The sequence below is a fragment of the Parasutterella secunda genome (assembly GCF_023336895.1).
GTDB lineage: Bacteria > Pseudomonadota > Gammaproteobacteria > Burkholderiales > Burkholderiaceae_F > Aphodousia > Aphodousia faecalis.
Map to the genome: position 1 here is coordinate 14,374 of NZ_JAMBLT010000008.1, position 22,225 is coordinate 36,598.

The 22,225-nt window shown below is 47.4% G+C and carries 25 protein-coding genes; 6 read left to right on the forward strand and 19 right to left on the reverse strand.

Annotation, left to right across the window (positions count from 1 at the left end; translation table 11 throughout):
- Positions 1-10: 10 nt before the first annotated feature.
- The 4 genes from leuC to M3080_RS06975 all read right to left on the reverse strand — a co-directional run bounded on the left by leuC (position 11) and on the right by M3080_RS06975 (position 4,919).
- Positions 11-1,414, reverse strand: a complete 1,404-nt coding sequence (leuC, locus tag M3080_RS06960; RefSeq protein ID WP_022472947.1) for a 3-isopropylmalate dehydratase large subunit — start codon at positions 1,412-1,414, stop codon at positions 11-13.
- A gap of 2 nt (positions 1,415-1,416) precedes the next feature.
- A complete protein-coding gene (gene leuB, locus M3080_RS06965) occupies positions 1,417-2,511 on the reverse strand; it encodes a 3-isopropylmalate dehydrogenase (RefSeq protein ID WP_249092475.1) in 1,095 nt (364 codons plus the stop codon).
- Between the two features lie 28 nt (positions 2,512-2,539).
- Positions 2,540-4,111 (reverse strand): 2-isopropylmalate synthase, encoded by a 1,572-nt coding sequence (gene leuA, locus M3080_RS06970; protein ID WP_249092476.1) that lies wholly within the window; start codon positions 4,109-4,111, stop codon positions 2,540-2,542.
- Positions 4,112-4,397: 286 nt separating this feature from the next.
- A complete protein-coding gene (locus tag M3080_RS06975) occupies positions 4,398-4,919 on the reverse strand; it encodes an RNA pyrophosphohydrolase (protein ID WP_022472950.1) in 522 nt (173 codons plus the stop codon).
- A gap of 98 nt (positions 4,920-5,017) precedes the next feature.
- On the opposite strand from M3080_RS06975, the gene M3080_RS06980 reads away from it, so the two are divergent.
- Positions 5,018-6,754 (forward strand): proline--tRNA ligase, encoded by a 1,737-nt coding sequence (locus tag M3080_RS06980; RefSeq protein ID WP_249092477.1) that lies wholly within the window; start codon positions 5,018-5,020, stop codon positions 6,752-6,754.
- Positions 6,755-6,867: 113 nt separating this feature from the next.
- On the opposite strand, the gene M3080_RS06985 is transcribed toward M3080_RS06980, so the two are convergent.
- The 10 genes from M3080_RS06985 to ffh all read right to left on the reverse strand — a co-directional run bounded on the left by M3080_RS06985 (position 6,868) and on the right by ffh (position 14,178).
- Entirely contained in the window at positions 6,868-7,164 is a 297-nt protein-coding gene (locus M3080_RS06985; protein WP_022472952.1) for an HU family DNA-binding protein, read from the reverse strand.
- A 270-nt stretch (positions 7,165-7,434) separates the two neighbouring features.
- Positions 7,435-8,007 (reverse strand): hypothetical protein, encoded by a 573-nt coding sequence (locus M3080_RS06990; protein ID WP_022472953.1) that lies wholly within the window; start codon positions 8,005-8,007, stop codon positions 7,435-7,437.
- Positions 8,008-8,025: 18 nt separating this feature from the next.
- The gene (locus tag M3080_RS09380; RefSeq protein ID WP_249092478.1) at positions 8,026-8,991 is read right to left on the reverse strand and encodes an energy transducer TonB; all 966 of its coding nucleotides are present in this window, start codon (positions 8,989-8,991) and stop codon (positions 8,026-8,028) included.
- 3 nt (positions 8,992-8,994) lie between these two features.
- The gene (locus M3080_RS07000) at positions 8,995-9,417 is read right to left on the reverse strand and encodes a biopolymer transporter ExbD (RefSeq protein WP_022472955.1); all 423 of its coding nucleotides are present in this window, start codon (positions 9,415-9,417) and stop codon (positions 8,995-8,997) included.
- A gap of 2 nt (positions 9,418-9,419) precedes the next feature.
- Complete coding sequence (gene tolQ / locus M3080_RS07005; protein WP_022472956.1) at positions 9,420-10,088, reverse strand: protein TolQ; 669 nt, start codon at positions 10,086-10,088, stop codon at positions 9,420-9,422.
- 10 nt (positions 10,089-10,098) lie between these two features.
- Positions 10,099-10,542: a tol-pal system-associated acyl-CoA thioesterase gene (gene ybgC / locus M3080_RS07010; protein WP_249092479.1), complete on the reverse strand. Its 444-nt coding sequence runs from the start codon at positions 10,540-10,542 to the stop codon at positions 10,099-10,101.
- An 18-nt stretch (positions 10,543-10,560) separates the two neighbouring features.
- A complete protein-coding gene (gene ruvB, locus M3080_RS07015) occupies positions 10,561-11,595 on the reverse strand; it encodes a Holliday junction branch migration DNA helicase RuvB (protein ID WP_022472958.1) in 1,035 nt (344 codons plus the stop codon).
- 12 nt (positions 11,596-11,607) lie between these two features.
- The gene (ruvA, locus tag M3080_RS07020; RefSeq protein ID WP_249092480.1) at positions 11,608-12,177 is read right to left on the reverse strand and encodes a Holliday junction branch migration protein RuvA; all 570 of its coding nucleotides are present in this window, start codon (positions 12,175-12,177) and stop codon (positions 11,608-11,610) included.
- Entirely contained in the window at positions 12,178-12,765 is a 588-nt protein-coding gene (gene ruvC / locus M3080_RS07025; protein WP_022472960.1) for a crossover junction endodeoxyribonuclease RuvC, read from the reverse strand. It lies immediately after the preceding gene.
- 3 nt (positions 12,766-12,768) lie between these two features.
- Complete coding sequence (gene ffh, locus M3080_RS07030) at positions 12,769-14,178, reverse strand: signal recognition particle protein (RefSeq protein WP_249092481.1); 1,410 nt, start codon at positions 14,176-14,178, stop codon at positions 12,769-12,771.
- Between the two features lie 110 nt (positions 14,179-14,288).
- Here ffh and M3080_RS07035 point away from each other — a divergent pair, with 110 nt between their 5' ends.
- The 4 genes from M3080_RS07035 to M3080_RS07050 are packed head-to-tail and all read left to right on the forward strand — an operon-like array spanning position 14,289 to position 16,509.
- Positions 14,289-15,107, forward strand: coding sequence for a cytochrome C assembly family protein (locus tag M3080_RS07035; protein ID WP_022472962.1), 819 nt, complete (start codon positions 14,289-14,291; stop codon positions 15,105-15,107).
- A gap of 9 nt (positions 15,108-15,116) precedes the next feature.
- On the forward strand, positions 15,117-15,356 hold the full coding sequence (locus tag M3080_RS07040) for a PP0621 family protein (RefSeq protein WP_022472963.1): 240 nt from the start codon (positions 15,117-15,119) through the stop codon (positions 15,354-15,356).
- Positions 15,353-15,949, forward strand: a complete 597-nt coding sequence (ampD, locus tag M3080_RS07045) for a 1,6-anhydro-N-acetylmuramyl-L-alanine amidase AmpD (protein ID WP_022472964.1) — start codon at positions 15,353-15,355, stop codon at positions 15,947-15,949. Before M3080_RS07040 ends, ampD begins: the two co-directional genes overlap by 4 nt.
- Positions 15,949-16,509 (forward strand): YggT family protein, encoded by a 561-nt coding sequence (locus tag M3080_RS07050; RefSeq protein WP_022472965.1) that lies wholly within the window; start codon positions 15,949-15,951, stop codon positions 16,507-16,509. The genes ampD and M3080_RS07050 overlap by 1 nt, the downstream gene beginning before the upstream one ends.
- Here the strand turns inward: M3080_RS07050 and M3080_RS07055 are convergent.
- Complete coding sequence (locus M3080_RS07055) at positions 16,506-17,450, reverse strand: carbohydrate kinase family protein (RefSeq protein WP_249092482.1); 945 nt, start codon at positions 17,448-17,450, stop codon at positions 16,506-16,508. The genes M3080_RS07050 and M3080_RS07055 overlap by 4 nt on opposite strands.
- 36 nt (positions 17,451-17,486) lie before the next feature.
- Positions 17,487-18,455 (reverse strand): DUF3426 domain-containing protein, encoded by a 969-nt coding sequence (locus M3080_RS07060; protein ID WP_249092483.1) that lies wholly within the window; start codon positions 18,453-18,455, stop codon positions 17,487-17,489.
- Between the two features lie 140 nt (positions 18,456-18,595).
- Between M3080_RS07060 and M3080_RS07065 the strand changes: the two genes are divergently transcribed.
- Entirely contained in the window at positions 18,596-19,102 is a 507-nt protein-coding gene (locus tag M3080_RS07065; RefSeq protein WP_249092484.1) for a GNAT family N-acetyltransferase, read from the forward strand.
- Between the two features lie 29 nt (positions 19,103-19,131).
- Here M3080_RS07065 and prmA read toward each other — a convergent pair whose 3' ends face one another.
- The 3 genes from prmA to accB are packed head-to-tail and all read right to left on the reverse strand — an operon-like array spanning position 19,132 to position 21,870.
- Positions 19,132-20,031: a 50S ribosomal protein L11 methyltransferase gene (prmA, locus tag M3080_RS07070; RefSeq protein ID WP_249092485.1), complete on the reverse strand. Its 900-nt coding sequence runs from the start codon at positions 20,029-20,031 to the stop codon at positions 19,132-19,134.
- A gap of 1 nt (position 20,032) precedes the next feature.
- Positions 20,033-21,409, reverse strand: coding sequence for an acetyl-CoA carboxylase biotin carboxylase subunit (accC, locus tag M3080_RS07075; protein ID WP_022472970.1), 1,377 nt, complete (start codon positions 21,407-21,409; stop codon positions 20,033-20,035).
- Positions 21,410-21,414: 5 nt separating this feature from the next.
- Positions 21,415-21,870, reverse strand: a complete 456-nt coding sequence (accB, locus tag M3080_RS07080) for an acetyl-CoA carboxylase biotin carboxyl carrier protein (protein ID WP_249092486.1) — start codon at positions 21,868-21,870, stop codon at positions 21,415-21,417.
- Positions 21,871-22,225 lie beyond the last annotated feature (355 nt).

Genomic DNA, 22,225 nt, shown 5'->3' on the forward strand with positions numbered 1-22,225 from the left:
CTGCTCTCCTTTATTGCAGGTAATCTCGAACATCAACAATTTTCCCGTTGATAGCCGCCGCTGCCGCCATCGCAGGACTCATCAGGTGGGTGCGGCTGCCTCGCCCTTGTCGACCAACAAAGTTGCGGTTGGAAGTGGAGGCAACGCGAGAACCGGGAGCGGCAATATCGTCATTCATCCCCAGACACATGGAGCAGCCGGGAAGCCGCCACTCAAAACCGGCGTCTTTAAATATTTGATCTAATCCCTCTTTTTCTGCCTGAGCCTTTACGGCCATTGAGCCGGGTACTGCTAAAGCACGGATACCTTGAGCGATGTGTCGACCACGAAGAACTTTAGCTGCTTCACGAAAATCCTCAATTCGTCCGTTTGTGCAAGATCCGATAAAGACGGTGTCAATCGGGACCTCCTTGATCGGTTGGCCGGCATCAATTTGGATGTAAGCTAAGGCGGCTTCAATGGAATGACGCTCTTGCTCATCGTCACATAACTTAGGATCGGGGACATTGTCAGTGATATGGCAGACTTGGCCAGGGTTGGTTCCCCAAGTAACCATGGGGGTTAAGTGACCGGAGTCAATAGTTACTTCTTTATCAAACACTGCATCTTCATCACTAGCTAAAGACTTCCAGTAGCGAACGGCTTCATCCCAATCCGCGCCTTTCGGAGAATAAGGACGGTCTTTAAGATAAGCAAATGTTGTTTCATCGGGTGCAATCATGCCCGCTTTCGCACCGATTTCAATAGCCATGTTAGAGAGCGTCATACGTGCTTCCATGGATAGAGCACGAACACCGTCGCCTGCGAATTCAATGGCGTAACCAGTGGCGCCAGCCGTTGTGAGAACACGGGCGATTTCCAAAATAAGGTCTTTGGCATAGACACCTTCGGGGAGCTTGCCGACACAATTGATTCTCATGGTCTTTAATTTGGCCTGTTTGATCGTTTGTGTAACCATGACATGCTCAACTTCACTGGTGCCGATTCCGAACGCCAAGGCTCCAAAGGCACCGTGCGTTGCGGTGTGGGAGTCGCCGCAGACAAGTGTTGTTCCCGGAAGAGTAAAGCCCGTTTGAGGACCGATGATATGTACGATGCCTTGATTAGGATGACCGAGACCAAAAAGCGTCACGCCAAAATCTTCGCAATTTTTAATCAATGTGGTCACCTGCTTTTTGGCTACGCACGAACAGGCGTCAATGGTCGCTTTTTGAGTGGAAATGTCGTGGTCCATGGTGGCCATCATCAGTTCGGGCCGACGAAGAACCCGACCGGCTTCCCGTAATCCGGCAAAAGCTTGAGGACTGGTTACTTCGTGGACGAGGTGACGGTCAATATATAAAAGCGGTAGCTCGCCCTCGGCCTCATAGACAACGTGAGCATCGTAAACTTTTTCGTATAGTGTTTTACCCATGACTATTCTCCTAAACGCTCAATGATGGCTTGTCCCATTTCCACCGTGTTGACCACTTGAGCGTCGGGCATGGCACGGGCTAAATCAGCGGTGATAATTTGATCCTGAAGGGTACGGGCGACCGCATTTTCCACGTCTTGAGCCGCAGCATTTTCACCAAATGAATGTCTCAGCATCAACGCCATTGACAGAATCTGCGCAATGGGGTTGGCAATGCCTTTACCGGCAATGTCAGGAGCTGAACCTCCTGCGGGTTCGTAAAGACCGAAAGTCCCGGAAGCCAGCGAGGCAGAGGATAAAAGTCCCATGGAACCGGTGATCATTGCGCATTCATCGGAGAGAATGTCTCCGAACATATTGGAGCAAAGCACAACGTCAAATTGAGCGGGGTTTTTAATGAGCTGCATGGTGGCGTTGTCGATATAGAGGTGTTCAAGTGTCACCTCGGGATAGTCTTGAGCAACCTCTGTGACGACTTCACGCCATAAAACCGAACTAGCCAAGACATTGGATTTATCAATGGATGTTACTTTCTTTCTTCGTCCCATTGCCACTTTAAATGCAACGCGTGCGATTCGTTCAATTTCTTTTCGGCTATAAACTTCCGTGTCGTAGGCGCGTTCATTCTCACCCTCTCCTTCACGTCCCTTCGGAGTGCCGAAATAGATGCCGCCGGTGAGTTCGCGAACGACGATGGCATCAAATCCTTGAGCAGAAATATCTGAACGCAATGGGCTTAACGCGTTTAAGCCTTGGAAAATTCTGGCCGGCCTCAAATTGCAGAAAAGGCCGTAGCGTTTACGCAGTGGCAAAAGAGCTCCAGCTTCGGGGCGTAAATGATGCGGAAGATGATCCCACTTGGGACCGCCCACGCTGCCAAATAAAATAGCTTGTGCATTGTCACAGGCTTTAACAGTGTCTTCGGGCAAAGGCTTGCCGCAGTGATCAATGGCTGCGCCTCCGACTAAATGTTCTTCGCGTGAAACGGTAAAGCCATGTTTTTTGCCAACGGCTTCCATCACTTTGAGAGCCTCTGCCATGACTTCAGGACCGATACCGTCACCGGCTAAAACAGCAATGTGGTAATTCTTTGACATGAATAAATCCTTTCGATAAATCTTTGTTTTAAGCCTGTTGTTTTTCGCGTTTCTTTTCAATCAAACGGGCTCGTTCAATGATGTTGCAGGCGTCGATTAACGCAAGAGCTGAAGCTTCGATCACATCAGTAGAAAGCCCCATGCCGTGGAAGATTCGACCTTCGTAATCAACGTTGACATTAACTTGACCCAGGGCATCCATGCCGGCGCCGTTGGCCTTGATGGTGTAGCTTGTCAGTTTGCAGCGAATACCGGTCAAACGAGTAATGCAGTTATAGACCGCGTCCACGGGACCGTTTCCGATACTGGATTCCGTGCGGGTACGCTTACCTACTTTCAGTCGAACGCTTGCCGTCGGAATAGCACCATGGGCGCCGCCACTCATGACATTGATCGTGTCAAGCTTGAAGTAATTTTCATTGGCTTCATCACGCTTTTGGAAAAAGAGTAGGGCTTCCAAGTCATAATCGAAAACTTGTCCTTTTTTGTCGGCTAGTTGCAGGAATCGATCATAGATATCATTAAGATCGTAGCTGTCGTCAGAGTAGCCTAAGTTTCTTAAGCAGGCCCGGATCATATGTCGGCCGGAGCGAGCTGTCATATGCATGGTGTTGCCGGTAAAGCCCACGCTTTCAGGCGTCAGAATCTCGTAGGTTTCTCGATTCTTCAAAACGCCGTCTTGGTGGATGCCGGAGCTATGAGCGAAAGCGTTAGAACCGACAATCGCCTTATGAGGTGGTACCGGTTCGTTGCAGATTTTGGAGACAAGAGTGGATGTTCTGGCGATATTCTTGGCAACAATATCGGTATACAGCCCTTTAAGGAATTTTTCTCTTAACTTAATGGCCATAACCACTTCTTCAAGTGAACAATTGCCGGCGCGTTCTCCTAATCCGTTCATACAACATTCGATTTGCCGAGCGCCGTGCCGGATGGCGGTGAGGGAATTGGCGGTAGCCATCCCCAAATCGTTGTGACAATGTACAGAAATAATGGCCTTATCAATATTGGGCACACGGTTAAAGAGGTTGGAGATGATGTCGCCGAATTCTTCAGGCAATGTGTAGCCGACAGTGTCCGGAATATTGATGGTTGTTGCGCCGGCATCAATGGCGTTTTCGACCATTCGGCAAAGATAGTCTATCGGGGTACGTCCTGCGTCTTCACAGGAGAATTCAACATCATCGGTGTAGTTTCTGGCTTGTTTTATGCAAGCGGTAGCCATTGCCATAATGTCATCACGGCTCTTTTTCAGCTTGTCCTGGACGTGAATGTCTGAGGTGGCGATGAAAGTATGAATACGGAAATGTTTGGCATCTCTCAGCGCATTTCCACAGGCATCCACATCTTTGGGAACGCAACGGGCAAGCCCGCAGGGAATGGCGTGTTTAAGGTTGCGGGAAATTAGCTGAACAGATTGGAAGTCACCCTCTGAGGAAATCGGAAAGCCGGTTTCAATGACATCAACTCCTAATTGATCCAGAGCCATGGCAATTTGAAGTTTTTGCTGTGAGCTTAAGCTTTGCGGTAAAGCCTGTTCGCCATCGCGCAAAGTTGTATCAAAAATAATAATTTTATTGGGATCGTAGTGTTGAGCCATAAATTCCCCTCGATGCGAAAAGACGAAGTTTTGCAATGTGAAAAATTTACGACTTTGGCGATTTTGTGTCAATAAGTAGAATGTATTAGTCCATTTTATAAAATTATAAGATATTGAAAATAAATAAGAAATAATTTCAAAAATCAATAAATTTGTAAAATTTTAATTTGCAAAATATGCTATTTTTGTAAAAGTATATTTTGCTATTAAGGAAGATTTTGATTTTTTTTGAGTGTGAAATTGGATACAAAAATGCCCGCGTCTGACAAGCAACGCGGGCAATGACTCAGAATCCGTACAGTAACCAGTCTTGGCTGGGTTTGGATCGTTTGTCATGTTCACCGAAAAGATGGGGTGCTAAGTCAGCAAGCGCTTTTCGGTAGACATCGTGTTTGAAATCGATGACATCGCGCAATGGAACCCAGTAATCATTCCAGCGCCATGCGTCAAACTCTGGTTGGGAAGAAGCGAAAAGATTGATTTTCGATTCTGGTCCAACGAGTTTTAACAAAAACCAAATTTGCTTTTGTCCGCGGTATATCGAACGGTCAGCACGTCTGAAAGGTTCGGGAACATCGTAATAGAGCCACTCACTCGTATGAGCGATGATTTTAACGTCATCGGGCGTTAAGCCGATTTCCTCATTGAGTTCACGCATCAGCGCTGTCTCAATATCCTCACCTTCGTCAATACCTCCCTGGGGAAATTGCCAAGCCGGTTTTTTCAGTCGTTTGGCCCAAAATACCTTTTTGTCGTCATTGGTTAAAATAATGCCGACATTCGGACGGTAACCGTCGCTGTCCAACATGAAAGGCCTCAAAATCTCTAAAATTACTCTTTTACTTTTACCAAGTGCATGGTAAAAAGTGCACATCAAAAAATTGTACCTTAATTAGCGAGAAAACAATGCGCGCTCGTTCCTTTTTTATTTCTACATTAAAAGAAGCTCCGTCGGATGCCGACATTGTGAGCCAACAGTTAATGATTCGCGCCGGCATGATCAAGAAGCTGGCTGCGGGTGTCTATACCTATATGCCGATGGGTTTGCGTTCTCTTCGTAAGATCGAGAACATTATTCGTGAAGAAATGAATCGCGCGGGTGCGATTGAATTGTTGTTGCCGATGGTGCAACCCGCCGAACTATGGCAAGAGTCTGGCCGTTGGGAAAAGTATGGTCCGGAACTTTTGCGCTTTAAAGATCGTCATCAACGCGATTTTGTGATTCAGCCCACCTCTGAAGAAGTGATTACCGATTTTGCTCGTCAGGAAATTCGCTCTTGGCGTCAGCTCCCGGTAAACCTCTATCAGATCCAAACGAAATTCCGTGATGAACGTCGTCCGCGTTTTGGTGTAATGCGTGGTCGTGAATTCACAATGAAAGATGGTTATTCATTTGACCGTGACCAAGAAGGTGCATTGAAGTCCTATGACAAGATGTATGAGGCCTATCAACGTATTTTCACCCGTTTGGGTCTGACATTCCGTGCAGTGGCGGCCGATACCGGTTCTATTGGTGGAGACCGCTCGCACGAATTCCAAGTCATCGCGGATACCGGTGAAGATTTAATTGCTTATTGTCCTGACAGTGATTTCGCGGCCAATATTGAATTAGCTCCGGCACCCTGCTTAATTGCCAAGCGTGCAGAGGCCAAGGAAACGATGCAAAAAGTTCCGACGCCCGGTAAGGAAAAGTGCGAGGATGTGGTGGAACTTTTTGGCCGCGAATTGACTTCTTCAATGAAGTCTGTTGTTTTGGCTGCCGAACGTTTTAATGAAAAGGGTGAGGCCATCGAGCCGCAAATCGTGATGATTTTGCTTCGAGCCGATCACGATTTAAATGAAGTGAAGGCTGGGAAACTTCCTGAATTAAAGGAAGGATTCCGTTTTGCTACGGATGCTGAAATCATTAAGGCGTTTGGTTGTAAGCCGGGTTACTTGGGACCTGTCGGCATCAAGGACGATATCGTTGTGTACGCGGACCAGACGGCCGCCAATATGACTGATTTTATCTGCGGAGCTAACGAAGAAGGTTTCCACATTACGGGTGTGAACTGGGCAAGGGATTTGCCGGAACCCAAAGTGGCCGATTTACGTAACGTTGTTGAAGGGGATGCTTCTCCGGATGGTAAGGGCGTACTGAAGCTTCAACGCGGTATCGAAGTGGGTCACGTGTTCTACTTGGGAACGAAGTATTCTCAAGCGCTCAATGCCACTTATTTGGATGAAAACGGTAAGCCTCAAGTTTTGGAGATGGGTTGCTATGGTATCGGCGTATCGCGTCTTTTAGGTGCTGCCATTGAACAAGGACACGATGAACAAGGCATTATTTGGCCGGAATCCATCGCGCCGTTTACAACGGTCATTTGCCCGATGAACTATTCCAAGAGTGAAATGGTGCGGGAAGCGGCCGATAAACTCTATGAGGATTTGAAAGCAGCCGGCGTAGATGTGATTTTGGATGACCGAGAAATGCGCCCCGGCGTTATGTTCGCAGAGTGGGAATTGATCGGTATTCCCCATCGTATTGTGGTTGGTGAACGCGGTCTCAAAAACGGAGAAGTGGAGTATGCCAATCGCCGTACCATTAAGGAAAAACAAATGGTCAAAACTGAAGAAATTGTCAGCTTTCTTTTAAAGCAATAAACAATTTTCTTCGTTAAAAAAGCTCGGTGACTGGGAAGTTTTCCGAGCTTTTTAAAGGGTAAGAAAAACCGCTCGAAAACGAGCGGTTTTTCTTTAGAATCGCGAGTCGCTGATTAGCGCTTGCAGCACTTCTTCTTAGAAGCAACAGCAGCCTTGAAAGCGGCGCCAGCGGTGAACTTCGGCAACACGGTGGCCGGGATCTTGATCGTTTCGCCCGTGGAAGGATTGCGACCTTCGCGAGCAGCGCGCTTCGTGGCCTTGAACGTACCGAAACCGATCAATTGGAAGCCGTCACCCTTGGCAACAGCCTTAACGATAGCTTCAAACACAGAGTCAACGATGCGACCGGCTTGAGCCTTGGAAAGTTCGTTTTCTTCAGCAACAATAGCGATGAGTTCTTGCTTGTTCATTGGAATTCTCCTAAAAAAATGAGCATCAGAACGATGAACGTCTTTAATATACTCCATCTATTCCCTTTAAAACCAGAGGGTTGCGTTAAAAAATGAAAGAAAAAGGGTAATTTTTATTGATTTGAATTAAAAACATAACAAAAATGTAGCAAAAAGGAGACAGTAGTCGCTTTCAATGCCCCAATTAGCAGGCCTTAAACTCGAAAACTAAATAAAAAAACGCTCCAAAACAGAAGTTGTTTCGGAGCGCTTTTTTCAAACACAGTTTCTCTATTGAGCGACCGCTTTTGTTTGAGATGGATTTTTCTTTGAAACGTCGATTAAACGGCGGAAAGTTTCAGAAGACAATGTAATTTGCTTGAGGACCGCTGCTCGTGTTTTGTCGTTGATTCGATCACTGCCCGCGCCGTGAAGAATCTCAAGGAAAAGATCTGCCAGTTCGCTTTTAACAGTGTCAGGTTTGATTGCTTTAGCGATCAATTTTTGTTTAGCGTCCTCGTAACGGTTGATTTGTTCATCCGACAATCGTTTGAAGATTTTATCGGCCATCACTTCTTCACCGTGATAATTCATTTGGAAAAGCGTTTTTTTTACGAGTTTTTCATTTTCCCGGTATTCAGGACAGTTATCCAAGGTGGTTCGAATGGCAGTGGCTTGTAAAAGTGCGCTCCAGAGCGCCTTAAACATGTCATAAGGACCGGGATTTAAAAAATCAAATAAGGGCAATTTTGCCTTTGAGACTCGAGCTGCTTCACGAGCGGTAAAGCGTACTAAGTCGCGAATGCAACCGCCATAGGTGTAGCCTAAATCTTCTGCAAATTGGTTAGTAATGATTTTGCTCATTTCCGAAAACCTAATAAATTAACGTTTACTGTCCACCGGGTCAAAGGTGAGCTGAATCGTCCTGGGGGGATTGCCCGTCGGATGATTCGGGAATGGGTTACAAGCGCGGATAGCGCGTTCCACGGCTTGGTCAAAGGCGGGCAGACCGCTTGCTTTGAGCAGGCGAGGAGCACCGGCTTGACGGCCGTCGTTCAAAAGGTGCACTTCGTAGACCGCTTTATATTGTCCTGACTTCATATTGGGGGCAACGGCAAAAGCAATATTGGGACGAATGCACGCAATGATTCGTGAGCTATAGAGCGCCGATTGAGGTCCGCCCGCTTGAACCGTGACCCCGGCTACATTTTGTTGAGAAGAGGCTTGAAGCTCTTTTAATTGTTCGCGTTGCATTTGCTGAGCCAGGCGTCTGGCTTGCTCGCGTCTGCGTTGTTGAGCTTCTTCTTGGCGCTTTTTCTCTTCGGCCAAGCGCTTTTCTTCTTCCAACTTTTTCTGTTCTTCAAGGCGACGCTGCTCTTCTTGAAGACGCTTTTGTTCTTCCAGTTGGCGTTGCTCTTCTAATTTTTTCTGCTCTTCGAGTTTCTTTTTTTCTTCCTCTTGCTGACGAATTACATTTTCATCAGGCGTTTGCTCGACGGGCTTTTCAACCTTCGCTGGCGGCGGAGGCGGAGCGGGCTCGGGTTCTGGCTCAGGCTCAGGTTCTTCCTTGGGTTCTTCTTTGGGAGGTTCTGTCTTTTGCACTTCTTTGGGTGGTGTTACAGGAGTTACGTTAGCCATTTGTGAGGGAGACCAAAGCTCCGCGTATACCACATCGGTGCTTTCAGTATTCCATTGGAAAACAAAAAACAGACCGATAAAAAGAATCGCATGCATGAACAAAGCCAGCACAAACGGCAGCCCCCAATGGTTGGGCTGTTGTGGCTGTTGTCGGGATGCATCATTTTTTTGTTGATGAACCGCCGGTTTGTTCTTCTTTAATGGATTCACGGCTTATTTCTCAACTTTCAAAGAAAGACCGACTCGGGCAATGTCTGCCGCTTGAAGTTGCTTCATAACATTGACGACTTGTTCATATTGAACGACTTTGTCAGCAGCAATGACAACCGGAATATCAGCACGTCCTTCTTGTGCTTTTTTCACGGTTGCAATGAGACCAGGCATATCGACCGCCAAAAGTTCCTTGCCTTTTCGGACCGACATGGCACCTGTCGGGTGCACAATAACTTCAACAATTGCCTCAGGTGCCTTTTCTGCTTTTTTAACACTGGGCAAATTGACTAATGACGGGTTCACGAATGGAGCGGCTACCATCAAGATAACCACGAGCACAAGCATGACGTCAATGTATGGAACAACATTGATTTCAGCCATTAGTCGACGAGAAGAACGTCGAGAGGAACGCAGACCTTCCATAATCAGCCTCTTTGACGTTGAAGAATGTTTTGGAATTCTTCAGCGAAACTTTCGTAGCGATTGGATAAACGTTCCACGTCATTGGCGAAACGGTTATAAGCTGCAACAGCGGGAATAGCGGCAAAAAGACCAATTGCAGTTGCAACCAATGCTTCGGCAATGCCGGGGGCGACTGTTGCAAGAGAGGCGTTATCGAGCGCGGACAAACCCGTAAATGCATTCATAATGCCCCAAACGGTACCGAATAAGCCGATGTAGGGAGAGACGGAACCGATCGAAGCCAAAGTGGGTAAGCCGCTTTCAAGGTTATCCATTTCACGTTGATAGGTGGCACGCATGGCGCGACGGACTCCATCCAGGGCTTCGGCAGAACCTCGGGTTGAGAGTTTGAGAAACTCAGTCATTCCGGAGGCAAAGATTCGTTCCTGTGTGCCGGAGTGTTCACGGTGATTTTGAGCGTGCTCGTAGAGTTTATTGAGTTCCGCACCGCTCCAGAAGCGACTTTCAAAATCTTCACTCAGTTGTTTGGCTTGGCGAAGCTGGAAGAATTTCTGAAAAATTCGAGTCCAACTGATTAAGGACAGAATAATCAAAATGGCCAAGACTGCCTGAACCACGACACTGGCGTGTGTGAGCAAAGACAAGATGGACATGTCGGCACTAGCGTTCATAAAACTTCCTTTATTCGGTTGCGTTGGGGTTAACAAGCAACAGTTTTTCAATCGTTTCAAAAATAGGCGAGGGGATTGCTGTTGGTACGCCTTTAAGCGGATCAATACAAACAACACGAACTTCAGCGGCAGTCATCAGAGTCTCCCCCTTGTATGCACGCTGATCGAAAACAAAACTCGCCCTTCGCAAGCTCTTTAGTGTTGTTCGGATCTCTAACTCATCGTCGAGCTTGGCCGGACGCTTGAATTGGATTGATAAATCCGAGACAACAAAAGCGCAAGTTTTCATTTCTAAAAGAGCGTTTTGGCTCCAGCCTAAACTGCGCAGAAACTCGGTGCGTGCTCTTTCAAAAAATTTGAGGTAACTTGCGTGATAAACCACACCGCCCGCATCAGTATCTTCAAAATATACGCGGGCACTCCAAATAAACTCTTGCGAAATAGGGGTTGGCATTATAACACGTTGTTTTTGTTAAAAAAGTGACGAAGTTTGTCCGGCTGCGCCAGGGGCTTCATACCCAAAATGCTGGTACGCAAGAAGGGTCGCCACGCGTCCTCTCGGTGTTCTTTGCAGATGCCCCTGTTGAATGAGATAGGGTTCAACCACATCTTCCAAGGTTTCGCGATCTTCGCCCACTGCGGCGGCCAAATTGTCGATGCCGACCGGGCCACCGTTAAATTTTTCAATGATGGCCAGGAGGAATTTACGGTCGATCAAATCGAATCCCAAAGGATCAACATCGAGCATTTGCAACGCTTTATCTGCTACTTCTCGGGTCACCACTCCATCGTATTTAACCTGAGCATAGTCGCGTACCCGTCGCAACAAACGATTGGCAATACGCGGCGTTCCGCGACTTCTCCGGGCGACCTCAAAAGCGCCTTCTTCATCGATTTGAACGTTTAAAAGTTTGGCGCTGCGCTTAACGATTTTGGCTAAGTCTTCGTTGCTGTAAAACTGCAATTGGGCAACGATTCCAAACCGTGCTCTCAATGGGTTAGTAAGCATACCGGCGCGAGTAGTCGCACCGATCAAAGTAAATGGTTTCAGATCTAATTTAATCGAGCGGGCTGCAGGGCCCTCACCGATCATGATGTCAATCTGAAAGTCCTCAAGTGCTGGATACAGGATTTCTTCCACAACAGGGGATAGGCGATGAATTTCATCGATAAACAGTACATCGTTTTCCTGCAAATTAGTCAAAATGGCGGCAAGATCACCAGGACGTTCCAACACTGGACCGGAGGTTTGGCGAAGATTTACCCCCATTTCGTTGGCCACAATATGCGCCAGAGTTGTTTTGCCTAGACCGGGAGGTCCGAAAACCAGTAAATGGTCCAAAGCTTCATGTCTGGACTTTGCCGCTTTGATAAAAACGGAGAGTTGTTCGCAAGCTTTGGGTTGACCAACGTAGTCTTTCAGCTTCGTGGGTCGCAGAGCGCGGTCCACGCTTTCTTCATTTGGCGAAGCGACTTCACCGGCAACAATTCGTTCAATCGTTTGCATGACGGATCATACTCACATATTTTGTAGGGCCATACGGATACCATCGGAAACAGAAATATCTTCCGGTAGCTTCTTGACTGCCATCGTGGCTTCCCGTTCACTGTAGCCCAAACCAATTAATGCGTTGATGATATCGGAAGTCGCAGAATTTTGAGCAACGGTAGAGACCGTTGAAAGAGTTCCGGTCAACTTGTCTTTAAGTTCTAAAATTAAACGCTCTGCCGTTTTTTTGCCGATCCCGGGAACACGGGTAAGAAGTGAAGCTTGTTGCATGGCTACAGCGTTAACCAAATCTGGCACGGATAGGCCGGAGAGAATTGACAGAGCCGTTCTGGCGCCGATACCTGATACCTTTAGCAATTGCCTAAATGTTTCTCGCTCCTCAGCGGTGAGAAAACCGTAAAGCAGCTGCGCGTCTTCGCGCACGACCATGTGTGTCAATAGCGTCACTTCGGAGCCGATAGACGGCAGGTTATAGAACGTGGACATTGGAACATCAATCTCGTAGCCTACCCCGTGCACATCAACAAGAATGTGGGGAGGATTGCTCTCTGCCAATTGTCCTTTAATGCGTCCGATCATTTATGGTTTCCTCGCTAAGCCTAAATGCACTTCCCAAGCAGCCCGATTTTTAGCCCCAGAGTGACGTCTGGCGTGGCCGGCACTGGTTTTAGGAGCCTGCATGGCTCCCATCATACGAAAAGACTGAGCCGCACAAACGGCGCATGCCAAAGCATCGGCCGCGTCGGCTTGAATTTTTTCCGGCAGTCCCAGCATGCGGGACATCATGGCTTGAACCTGGGCTTTATTGGCTCGACCTGTGCCCACAGTCGCCTGTTTGATTTCCGTTGGCGTAAATTCGTTCACCAAGAGTTCTTCGTTTGCCAGTGCCGTCAACGCCGCGCCTCTGGCTTGGCCTAAAAGAAGCGTTGTGTATGGGTTCATGTTGACAAACACTTTCTCGCAAGCTGCAAAACTTGGTGTTGTTTCACGAGCGATTTTGCCGACTTCCGTAAAAATAAAACGAAGTCGTTCAGCCAATTCTCCTTTGGGGACATTAATGACACCGGCGGTAACGAACTTCAACTCGTTGCCGTAAACATCAATGACCCCAAACCCCGTGTGATTAAGTCCGGGGTCAACGCCCATGATTCGAACAAAGTCGCTCACTGTTTAGTGCCTGCCAAAGTTGCCGAAACCGCCCAGACCGCCTAGGCCGCCACCAAATTTATTCAAACCGCCCAAGGCGCGCATCATCTTTGCTAGTCCGCCCTTTTGCATGCTTTTCATCATGGTTTGCGTCTGTTCAAACTGCTTGAGCATTTTGTTGACTTCCTGAACGGGCACTCCTGCGCCGGCGGCAATGCGGCGTTTACGGCTTGCCTTGATGATATCAGGGTGCATGCGCTCGAAAGGTGTCATCGAGTTGATAATGCCTTCGGTTCTGGCAATGGCCTTCTGGGCATCGTCATCGTTAATTTTGGAAGCGGCCTCTGCAAATTGTGTAGGCAGTTTTTCCATTAAACCCGAAAAGCTCCCCATGTTTTTCATTTGAGCTAATTGAGCCTTAAAGTCATTGAGGTCAAACTTATTGCCCGCCTTCATCTTTTGGGCAAGTTTTTGAGTTTGTTCGACGTCAATGGCTTTTTGGACGTCTTTTACCAAAGCGACGATATCGCCCATGCCGAGGATGCGGCTTGCCATTCCTTCGGCATTAAAGGGTTCCAGACCATCGATTTTTTCAGAGACACCGACAAATTTAATCGGTTTACCGGTTGTGTAGGCCACCGACAAAGCGGCACCACCGCGGCTGTCACCATCAAGCTTCGTGAGGATAACGCCTGTCAGCGAAAGTCTTTCGTTAAAGGCCTGCGCGGCTTGAACAGCTGTCTGACCCAACATGGCGTCAGCCACGAACATTGTTTCTGAGGGCTTGAGTTCATCATGTAACTCAGCCACTTCATTCATCATTGCTTCATCGATGGATAAGCGCCCGGCCGTATCCACAATGAGAACATCGTAGAAGTAGCGTTTGGCATGCGCCAAGGCGTCTTTGGCAATGGTCAGCGGTTTTTGGTTCGCATCCATTGCAAAATTATCTGCGCCGGCTTGCTCCGTAATCACCTTCAATTGATCCGCAGCGGCTGGACGGTACACGTCGGTTGAGACCGTGAGGACTTTTTTCTTTTTGTCGTTAACTAAAAAACGAGCAAGTTTACCGGCAGAAGTCGTTTTACCTGCACCCTGAAGGCCAGCGAGCAGAATAACCGCAGGCGGTTGAGTAGCAAGATTAATCTCTTTTTCTTTTTCAGAGAGACTGCCACCGATGATATCGGTTAGTTCACGTTGCACAACACCGACGAGCGCCTGTCCGGGATTGAGGTTGCCAATGACTTCCTCATTCATGGCTTTAGCTTTGATACGCGCGATCAGTTCGCGAACTACAGGCAAGGCAACGTCAGCTTCCAGCAGTGCAATGCGAACTTCACGCAGCATATCGCGGGTATTTTCTTCGGTCAGACGAGCCTGACCGCGCATGGTTTTAATGACGCGCGAAAGGCGTTGGCTTAATGTATTGAGCATTTCGTTTCAAAAAATTAGAAAGATAACCACAACATTGACAGCCCTATCCCTTACAATGAGACACTGTTAAAAACATATCAGCGACAGTGTCGGATAGGTGAGCTCGTCAAATGGATTTAAACATCATATTGTACGGTGTTGCGTCAATTTTTTATCTGATTGTGGGCGGAAAAATTGTCAGCACATTTAAAAAACGTGGAGATCAGGCGCCGACTTGGTCTTTGCCGGTCATTGCAGCAGCCATTGTTGCCCATTTTTGGGTTTTACAGTCTTCTATTTTTTGTGCACCGCAGACGATTTGGGTGACTTTCGGTAATTCAATATCGGCTATTTGCTTTTTCAGCACGTTGATATTGTTTTTCGGAGCGCTTTATTCTCGCGTCCATGCCCTTTATGGGATTGTCCTTTTAATTGCTGGTTTGGGGATTTGGAGTCCGCTCTTATTTCCTTCAGACGCTCAGCCGATTGTTGGTTCGACCATGGGCTTTAAGCTTCATATTGCTTTCGGCCTTTTGGCTTATAGCTTTATGCTGATGAGTGTTGTCCAGGCCGTTCTAATGAGTATTTTGAATTCCAGACTCAAAAATCATGAAGCCTTGGAGGAACCGGAAGGTATCGTCGCTTCCATGCCCAATCTTATGACAATGGAGCGCATTCTTTTCCGAGTCATTTTTGCCTGTTTTGTCGTTCTGACATTAACCATCATCACGGGCATGGTGTCTACCGTGCACTATCTGGATGCCCTTTTGGCTTTTGACCATAAGACTGTGCTGACGATCTTAAGTTGGCTCGTTTTCGGTATTTTGTTATTAGGGAGAAAACTTCTGGGGTGGCGCAGCCGTAAGGCTTTAACTATTTTTTGGATAGCTGTAGCCCTGCAGGTCATCGCTTTTTTAGCCTACCGTTTTGTTTTGGATGTCTTGAAGTAGGATAAAACCATGTTGGGTAAAGTTCTTTTTTGGGTTCTTTTGGGATTGCTCATCTTTATTTTTTGGCAAAAGAAACGAGTGGCCCAGGTTAAGCGTGAGGAATCAGAAAGAAAAGTGCCCGAATCCAAAAAGATGGTTCAGTGTCCGGTTTGCGGCGTGCACTTTGTTGAAGTGGACGGTGTGTGGGTAAATGGAACGATGTACTGCAGTCACGAGTGCGCAGAGAAAGCAAAAGGCTCAACAGAATGATCAGCTTTGATTCTGAAGGATGGATTAGGGGCAGTGGTACGGTTTGTGAGCCAAGCCCCTTTTTTGATGACAGACAAGCCGATACCACGGTTAATCTCGTCGTCATGCATAACATTTCTCTTCCGGCCGGCGTTTTCGGTTTGGGTTACGTCAGAGCGCTTTTTTTGGGTCATTTGCTTCAAAACGATATCCAAGGATTCGAATCGCTCAGGGGATTAAAAGTTTCTTCCCATTTTTTTATTGACAGGCGAGGACTGATTAACCAGTTTGTCAGTATCAAAAAGAGAGCATGGCATGCTGGTCGGTCTATTTTTCAGGGAAAAAGCTGTTGCAACGATTTTTCCATAGGAATTGAGATGGAAGGATCGGATTTCGTTCCTTTTGAATCTGTTCAATATGAAGCGTTGCAGAAGCTACTGGAGGCTTTGTTTAAGGCTGAACCAAATTTGGCGTACATTACGGGGCACAGCGATATTGCACCGGATCGAAAAACCGACCCTGGTCCCTATTTTGACTGGAAGCGCGTTTTTTTTGAACCGGAAATCGCAAAACAGTTAAAATATTCGACTATTCAATCCATTAACAAACAATAATGATGGCCAGTTTTATCGCATTTCTTTTCAACATGGTGACCACTTTTGTCGGTTGCCTCTTGATTCTTCGTGCGTTTATTTTTTATCAGCGCTTATCCATCTTCGATCCCATCGCTCGTTTGGCCTGGTTCGGTACTAACTGGTTGGTTATTCCCGTTTCCCGCTTGGTTAAACCGGGCAGACGTTGGGAATGGGCATCTGTTTTGTCAGCCTTCATTATGGCGGCAGTGGTTGCGATCGTGACTCGTCAGGTCACCGGTTTGCCGATCAGTTGGTTGGGAGTTCCCGTCTGTGCGGTGTTTTTATTGTTGCGTTGGGTGTTGGAACTCGTGCTGTGGGGAACCATTATTTTCGTTATTCTGTCCTGGCTTCAACCGACCTCTCCCGCCTATGGGATGGTTTGGCGTTTAATGAATCCGATCTTAGGCCCGATTTCCTCGCGTTTGCCACGTATTGCTGGACTTGACTGGTCGCCCCTTATTGTTTTCCTGATTGTCAACGCTTTGCTCTACTGGGTAACACCGCTCTCGCAGGGTTACTTCGTGAGTGCTTGGTTCTAGTCTTTCAGATTAACCGTCTTACCGAATGCGCGCTCGAAACGGCGCGCAATTTCGTCTGTAGTGACAGAGTAGCCTTGGGCCTCGGGTGATTGAGCTTTAATAGCCCCCATTAGCGTTGCCAGGTGCAAGGTATCTGTCCAATCCCATCGTAGCGTAAGTCCTCTAAGAAGACCGCCTCTAAAAGCATCTCCGCAACCAACAGGATAGGTGGGACCGTTTAGTGTCAAAGCCGGGAAGTAATCAGAGTCTCCATTAGCGTATAGCAGAGCTCCTTTGTCACCCTTAGTGATAATGGTGGCGGTAAGTTTTTGCGCGACGGATTTTATGTCTAAACCGGTTTTCTGCTTGAGTACATCCCATTCGTACGAAGAAAGTGTCAGAACGTCAACATGTTCTAAAAACCACCCAATGTCTTGACCGCTTAGATAAGCGCTGGCTTGCCCCATGTCCCAAATAGTAGGAATGCGATGTTCGTTGAGATAGTTAATGTGAGCCTTCATCACAGGCGTGGCAGTAGGAGTGACGATGGCCCAATCAAGTTTTTCATTTTCTGTTGGCAGTGCCTGATCAGCCCAGGCCATGGCGCCTTCGTGAAAGGCCGTCATCTGATTGCCCAATCGGTCAGTGGTGATAAAAGCCTGTGGGGTAAAGGCGTTTTTGATGATTTTGATGCCATCGGTGCGGATTGCCAATGATTGCAGATGATTGAGGTAATCCTGAGAATCTTTGCCGACGGTTGTGACGATGAGCGGTTCACCTCCGGTCATTTTGAGACTATAGGCAATGTTAGCTGCGCATCCCCCAAAGTGTTTGTCCATGTTGGGGGTTTGAAAGGTCAAATTGATTGTATTGAGGCTGCCCGCAAGCAGATGATCGGCAAACACGCCGTCAAATCTCAAGATCGTATCGTATGCGACGGAACCGGAAATAAAAGTGCTCATAAAAAATTTTCCCGCCTGAGGCGGGAAGCAAAAAAACTAACTAATTGAATCAATTTCAACCGAAAGTGTAGCAGGATCCCCATCGGTCATATCAAAGGCAAGCGTGACCGTTTCGGTTGCTTGAGCCGCGATGGATTGCTTTGCATCGCTGAGATATTCCTGAGGAGCAATTCGGCGACGGGTAATGATGTCTTCCTTTTCACCTTTTAAAACAACGGTGAGAATCGGATAGGTTTGCGCGCTGTCGGTATTGTTTTTCAGTTCAACGGAGATGGCGTAACGGTTTCCTTCGATTTGCTGTAATTTGTGTGAAAGAACGGCCACCGGTTGGTTAACAACAGAAGTTGCAGGATTGGAGGGTGTTGCTTCAGTCGTCTCCGATTTAATCGGCGCATCTAAAGGTGTGACCGTTCGACGAGGTTCGCAGGTGATTTTGTCGCAAAGTAAACCGAAAAGCGGTTCAGCCTGAGGAATTTTGTCCAAAACAGCATTTTGGTTGGAAGCTAGAACCTTCAAAGCAATAGCAATGATGGCCACCAAGGCGATGATGGCCCAAAGCCATGTCTTCGAGGAACGAGGCTTTGTCGACTCTTCTTGTATTTCGGAGTCTTCATCTTCGCTTTCATCGTCGCTCAGATTTTGATTAGGAGCCGGATGCGAGATCACTTCAATGCTCGGTCCATTGATAATGTCGAGCCTTTCGGGGCCATTTCTGGGTTCGGTTCTCACCCCGACCAATCCCTGGTTGTCATCGACGGAATCAAAGCCCTTGAGTTGGTCGGCCAAGGATTTCATGTTGGCAATGCCTTGACGTTCGACCTCGGCTTCGCGTTCAATACGGTTTAAATTTCCTTCCAAATCAATAGACTTATAGAGATGTTCTCGGGCATTAAATACGTTTTGGCAAAAGCCACAGCGAACCTGACCGTTTTTGGCCTGCAGAATGTTCTCAGTGATTTTAAAGGCCTGTTGACAGGCAGGGCAGCGAGTAATGTAAACCGTCATAATTTATTAAATTTGAAATACTTCTTTGAAGACACGTCAAAGAGTCGATTCAGCTTTTAATTAATGAGTGATCATCATACTGAAATCGAGTAGGATGTGTTAACGATACGAAAAGAAATTCTAGATAGGAAAAATCTCAAATGTCAGCGATTGATCTCCTAATTGAAGGAAAAAGATTGAAGATAGCTTTGGTAGCAGAGAAGAAAAAACGCTTTCTTGATCTATTATTGCTCGGTGATGAGCAAGAAAGTATGATCGATCGTTATTTAGAACATGGTGATTTGTGGGTCTTGTCTGATGAGAATGTGGCGATTGCAGTTGCTGTCGTGACAGTAGAACAAAACGGAATCTGTGAATTGAAAAATTTGGCGGTAGATACAAGTTATCAGCAGCACGGAATAGGTAGCTTTTTGCTTCAGTATTTGTTTAATCAGTATCGCAAGAGTTGTCATACCATTTATGTCGGGACGGGGCAGACTCAGAGGACACTGAATTTCTACAAGAAAAATGGTTTTATTTATTCACACAGAATAAAGAACTTTTTCCTGGACAATTATGACCATCCTATTGTTGACGAAGGTCTTTTGTTGCGCGATATGGTCTACTTAAAAAGAAAATTGAAAACGGCCATTTCCGTAAGGAAATGACCGTCTAATACGTTTAGTTGCAGGAACAATCAGTTCTTCGAACCGGCAATGCAAACCCAACCTTCACTTTCTTGCCAGACAGAAAGCTTAACGGAAGGATCACTTTCCTTATAAACGTCAATAACTTCCTGAGCTTGGCGGGCTAAAACTCCTGACAAAACCAAATGTCCGTGCGGTTTAACTCTCGCTAAGAGAGCCGGAGCCAATAGCTTTAGCGGATTGGAAAGAATATTGGCAACAACGATATCAAATGTTCCCTCCGGCATATCCTTGGGTAAAACAAAGGTAGCGGGAGCATCATTCGATTTCGCATTGTCAATGGCGGCTTCTACAGCCTGGGGATCAATATCGGTACCCAATACCTCACCGGCACCGAGCTTTTTGGCAGCGATTGCCAGAATCCCTGTACCGCATCCGTAGTCAAGAACACTTTCACCGGACTTAACATTGGCGTCAAGCCACTGTAAGCAAAGATGAGTAGTCGGGTGGCTGCCGGTACCGAAAGCGACACCGGGATCCAAACGAATATTGATGGCTGTGTCGCCAGCGGGTGGTTCATGCCATGTCGGTACAATCCAGAGACGATCGGAAACGCGAACCGGCTGGAACTGTGCTTGGGTGATTCGAACCCAATCGGCGTCTTCAACGACCTTGTCACTGACGACCTTGGGCTCTTCAATACCTAAGCCTTTAACGGCGATGGCCATATCCAACCCAAAATCAAAGTCATCGTTGACGAGAACTTTCAGGTAGGAATTTTTCCAAGCAAGCTTAGTGGGCTCAAGTCCCGGTTCGCCGTAAAGCGGTTGCTCGTCAGGCGTGTCCGCATCGGCATCTTCAATGGATACGGACAAAGCTCCCGCATCCATTAAAGCGTCACCTAAAACTTCAGCCGCACGGTCGTTAACCAATAAAGTGATCTCACGCATATTAGAGACTATCCTCGTGGGTCGTGCGTTGCTTTTGAAGATCCTTCAGACGTTCTTCAAGATAGTGAATCGTTGCGCCGCCTTGACGGAATTTTTCGTCCATCATCAGTTCACGGTGCAAGGGCAGATTGGTTTTAATACCCGTGACGACCATTTCAGACAGAGCGATCTTCATGCGGGCGATGGCCGTGTCACGATCGTCACCATAGGCAATCAATTTGCCGATCATCGAATCGTAATAAGGCGGCACGTAATAGCCCGAATAAACGTGGCTGTCAAAACGGATGCCGGGGCCGCCCGGTGTATGCCAAGCCGTCACTCGTCCCGGACTCGGAACAAATGTGAAGGGGTCTTCGGCGTTGATACGGCACTCGATAGCATGGCCGCGAATTTGGATGTCGCGTTGTTTGTAGTTCAAACGTTCGCCGTAAGCCACACGAATTTGTTCACGTACAAGGTCAACACCGGTAATGAGTTCTGTCACCGGATGTTCAACCTGAATACGGGTGTTCATTTCGATGAAGTAGAACTGTTCGTTTTCGTACAAGAATTCAAACGTACCGGCACCGCGATAACCGATTCGCTTACAGGCTTCGACGCAACGTTCGCCCACTTTTTCAATCAGTTTACGGGGCACGCCGGGAGCAGGGGCTTCTTCCAAAACCTTTTGGTTGCGGCGTTGCATGGAGCAATCGCGCTCACCCAAGTAAATGGCATTGTGGAAGTTATCGGCCAAGACCTGAATTTCGATGTGGCGCGGATTTTCCAAGAATTTTTCCATGTATACGGTCGGGTTGCCGAAAGCCGCTTGAGCTTCCTGGCGCGTCATGGAAACAGCGTTAATCAATGCCGCTTCAGTGCGAACCACGCGCATGCCGCGTCCGCCGCCGCCACCGCTGGCTTTAATAATGACAGGGTAGCCGATCTTGCGGGCAATCTGAATGATTTCGTCAGGATCTTCCGGCAAGGCACCGTCAGAGCCCGGAACAACCGGAACACCGGCTTCAATCATGGCTTTCTTGGCAGAGACCTTGTCACCCATGATACGGATGGAATCCGGACGGGGACCGATAAAGGCAAAACCGGAACGTTCCACGCGCTCGGCAAAGTCGGCATTTTCAGATAAAAAGCCGTAACCGGGGTGAATGGCTTCAGCGTCAGTCACTTCGGCGGCGCTGATAATGGCGGGAATATTCAAATAACTGTCAACAGACGGGGCTGGTCCAATGCAAACGGACTCGTCGGCCAAACGAACATATTTGGCGTCAACGTCAGCCGTTGAGTGCACCACCACCGTCTTGATGTTCATTTCACGGCAAGCTCTCTGAATACGAAGAGCGATCTCACCGCGGTTAGCGATCAAGATTTTTCCGAACATAATGCTTAGCCGATGATAAAGAGGGGTTGACCGAATTCGACCGGTTGGGCGTTTTCCACACAAATTTCTTTGATTGTGCCGGAGGTTTCTGCTTCGATTTCATTTAAAAGCTTCATGGCTTCAATGATGCCGAGTGTTTGACCGGCTTCAACATGATCACCCACCTTCACGAAAGGTTCAGCACCGGGGTTCGGAGCACGGTAGAAAGTTCCCACCATCGGAGAGGTCACGGTTGTTCCGGTAGCTGCGGGTTCAGGGGCCGGAGCCGGTTCTTGAGCGGCAGGCGCTGCAGCGGGAGACGGGGCAGCAACAACAGGAGCAGCCACAGGGGCAGCAGCAACAGCAACGGTTTGCACCTTATTAACAATACGCACTTTATCGTTTTCTTCCGTCACTTCCAATTCGGAAATGCCGCTTTCGGCTACTAAGTCGATCAACGTTTTAAGTTTGCGTAAATCCATTTCAGAGACCTCTTAAAAATATGCGAATTCCGAACATTCATCTTCTAAGAAAGTATCTTTAAAGAATGTCATTTCGGATAAATTAGTATTTAAACTGCATTTTCATGCTTTTTTCGCTAAATGTCTAGTAATTTCGTTTAATTTTTCGATTTTCATTCATTTTTGCATCACGGAAATGTGGTAGTCCTGACGTATTCGACCATTTGGACGGCAAGGCGCGATCTTGCAAAAATCTTGAATTTTGTAAGAAGTTAGCGACTGTTTTCAAAATAACTTGTCGGCCTTGCTTAGAAATTAGGCGAAATGCTCAAAAATATGAATATTGATGCACTGAACAGGCGGTGATTTGGCTAAA

Excerpts from the sequence above, each read along its gene's own strand:
- leuC (WP_022472947.1), bottom strand. The coding sequence starts at position 1,414 with ATGGGTAAAACACTATACGAAAAAGTTTACGATGCTCACGTTGTCTAT.
- leuB (WP_249092475.1), bottom strand. The coding sequence starts at position 2,511 with ATGTCAAAGAATTACCACATTGCTGTTTTAGCCGGTGACGGTATCGGT.
- leuA (WP_249092476.1), bottom strand. The coding sequence starts at position 4,111 with ATGGCTCAACACTACGATCCCAATAAAATTATTATTTTTGATACAACT.
- M3080_RS06975 (WP_022472950.1), bottom strand. The coding sequence starts at position 4,919 with ATGTTGGACAGCGACGGTTACCGTCCGAATGTCGGCATTATTTTAACC.
- M3080_RS06980 (WP_249092477.1), top strand. The coding sequence starts at position 5,018 with ATGCGCGCTCGTTCCTTTTTTATTTCTACATTAAAAGAAGCTCCGTCG.
- M3080_RS06985 (WP_022472952.1), bottom strand. The coding sequence starts at position 7,164 with ATGAACAAGCAAGAACTCATCGCTATTGTTGCTGAAGAAAACGAACTT.
- M3080_RS06990 (WP_022472953.1), bottom strand. The coding sequence starts at position 8,007 with ATGAGCAAAATCATTACTAACCAATTTGCAGAAGATTTAGGCTACACC.
- M3080_RS07000 (WP_022472955.1), bottom strand. The coding sequence starts at position 9,417 with ATGGAAGGTCTGCGTTCCTCTCGACGTTCTTCTCGTCGACTAATGGCT.
- tolQ (WP_022472956.1), bottom strand. The coding sequence starts at position 10,088 with ATGAACGCTAGTGCCGACATGTCCATCTTGTCTTTGCTCACACACGCC.
- ybgC (WP_249092479.1), bottom strand. The coding sequence starts at position 10,542 with ATGCCAACCCCTATTTCGCAAGAGTTTATTTGGAGTGCCCGCGTATAT.
- ruvB (WP_022472958.1), bottom strand. The coding sequence starts at position 11,595 with ATGCAAACGATTGAACGAATTGTTGCCGGTGAAGTCGCTTCGCCAAAT.
- ruvA (WP_249092480.1), bottom strand. The coding sequence starts at position 12,177 with ATGATCGGACGCATTAAAGGACAATTGGCAGAGAGCAATCCTCCCCAC.
- ffh (WP_249092481.1), bottom strand. The coding sequence starts at position 14,178 with ATGCTCAATACATTAAGCCAACGCCTTTCGCGCGTCATTAAAACCATG.
- M3080_RS07035 (WP_022472962.1), top strand. The coding sequence starts at position 14,289 with ATGGATTTAAACATCATATTGTACGGTGTTGCGTCAATTTTTTATCTG.
- M3080_RS07040 (WP_022472963.1), top strand. The coding sequence starts at position 15,117 with ATGTTGGGTAAAGTTCTTTTTTGGGTTCTTTTGGGATTGCTCATCTTT.
- ampD (WP_022472964.1), top strand. The coding sequence starts at position 15,353 with ATGATCAGCTTTGATTCTGAAGGATGGATTAGGGGCAGTGGTACGGTT.
- M3080_RS07050 (WP_022472965.1), top strand. The coding sequence starts at position 15,949 with ATGATGGCCAGTTTTATCGCATTTCTTTTCAACATGGTGACCACTTTT.
- M3080_RS07055 (WP_249092482.1), bottom strand. The coding sequence starts at position 17,450 with ATGAGCACTTTTATTTCCGGTTCCGTCGCATACGATACGATCTTGAGA.
- M3080_RS07060 (WP_249092483.1), bottom strand. The coding sequence starts at position 18,455 with ATGACGGTTTACATTACTCGCTGCCCTGCCTGTCAACAGGCCTTTAAA.
- M3080_RS07065 (WP_249092484.1), top strand. The coding sequence starts at position 18,596 with ATGTCAGCGATTGATCTCCTAATTGAAGGAAAAAGATTGAAGATAGCT.
- prmA (WP_249092485.1), bottom strand. The coding sequence starts at position 20,031 with ATGCGTGAGATCACTTTATTGGTTAACGACCGTGCGGCTGAAGTTTTA.
- accC (WP_022472970.1), bottom strand. The coding sequence starts at position 21,409 with ATGTTCGGAAAAATCTTGATCGCTAACCGCGGTGAGATCGCTCTTCGT.
- accB (WP_249092486.1), bottom strand. The coding sequence starts at position 21,870 with ATGGATTTACGCAAACTTAAAACGTTGATCGACTTAGTAGCCGAAAGC.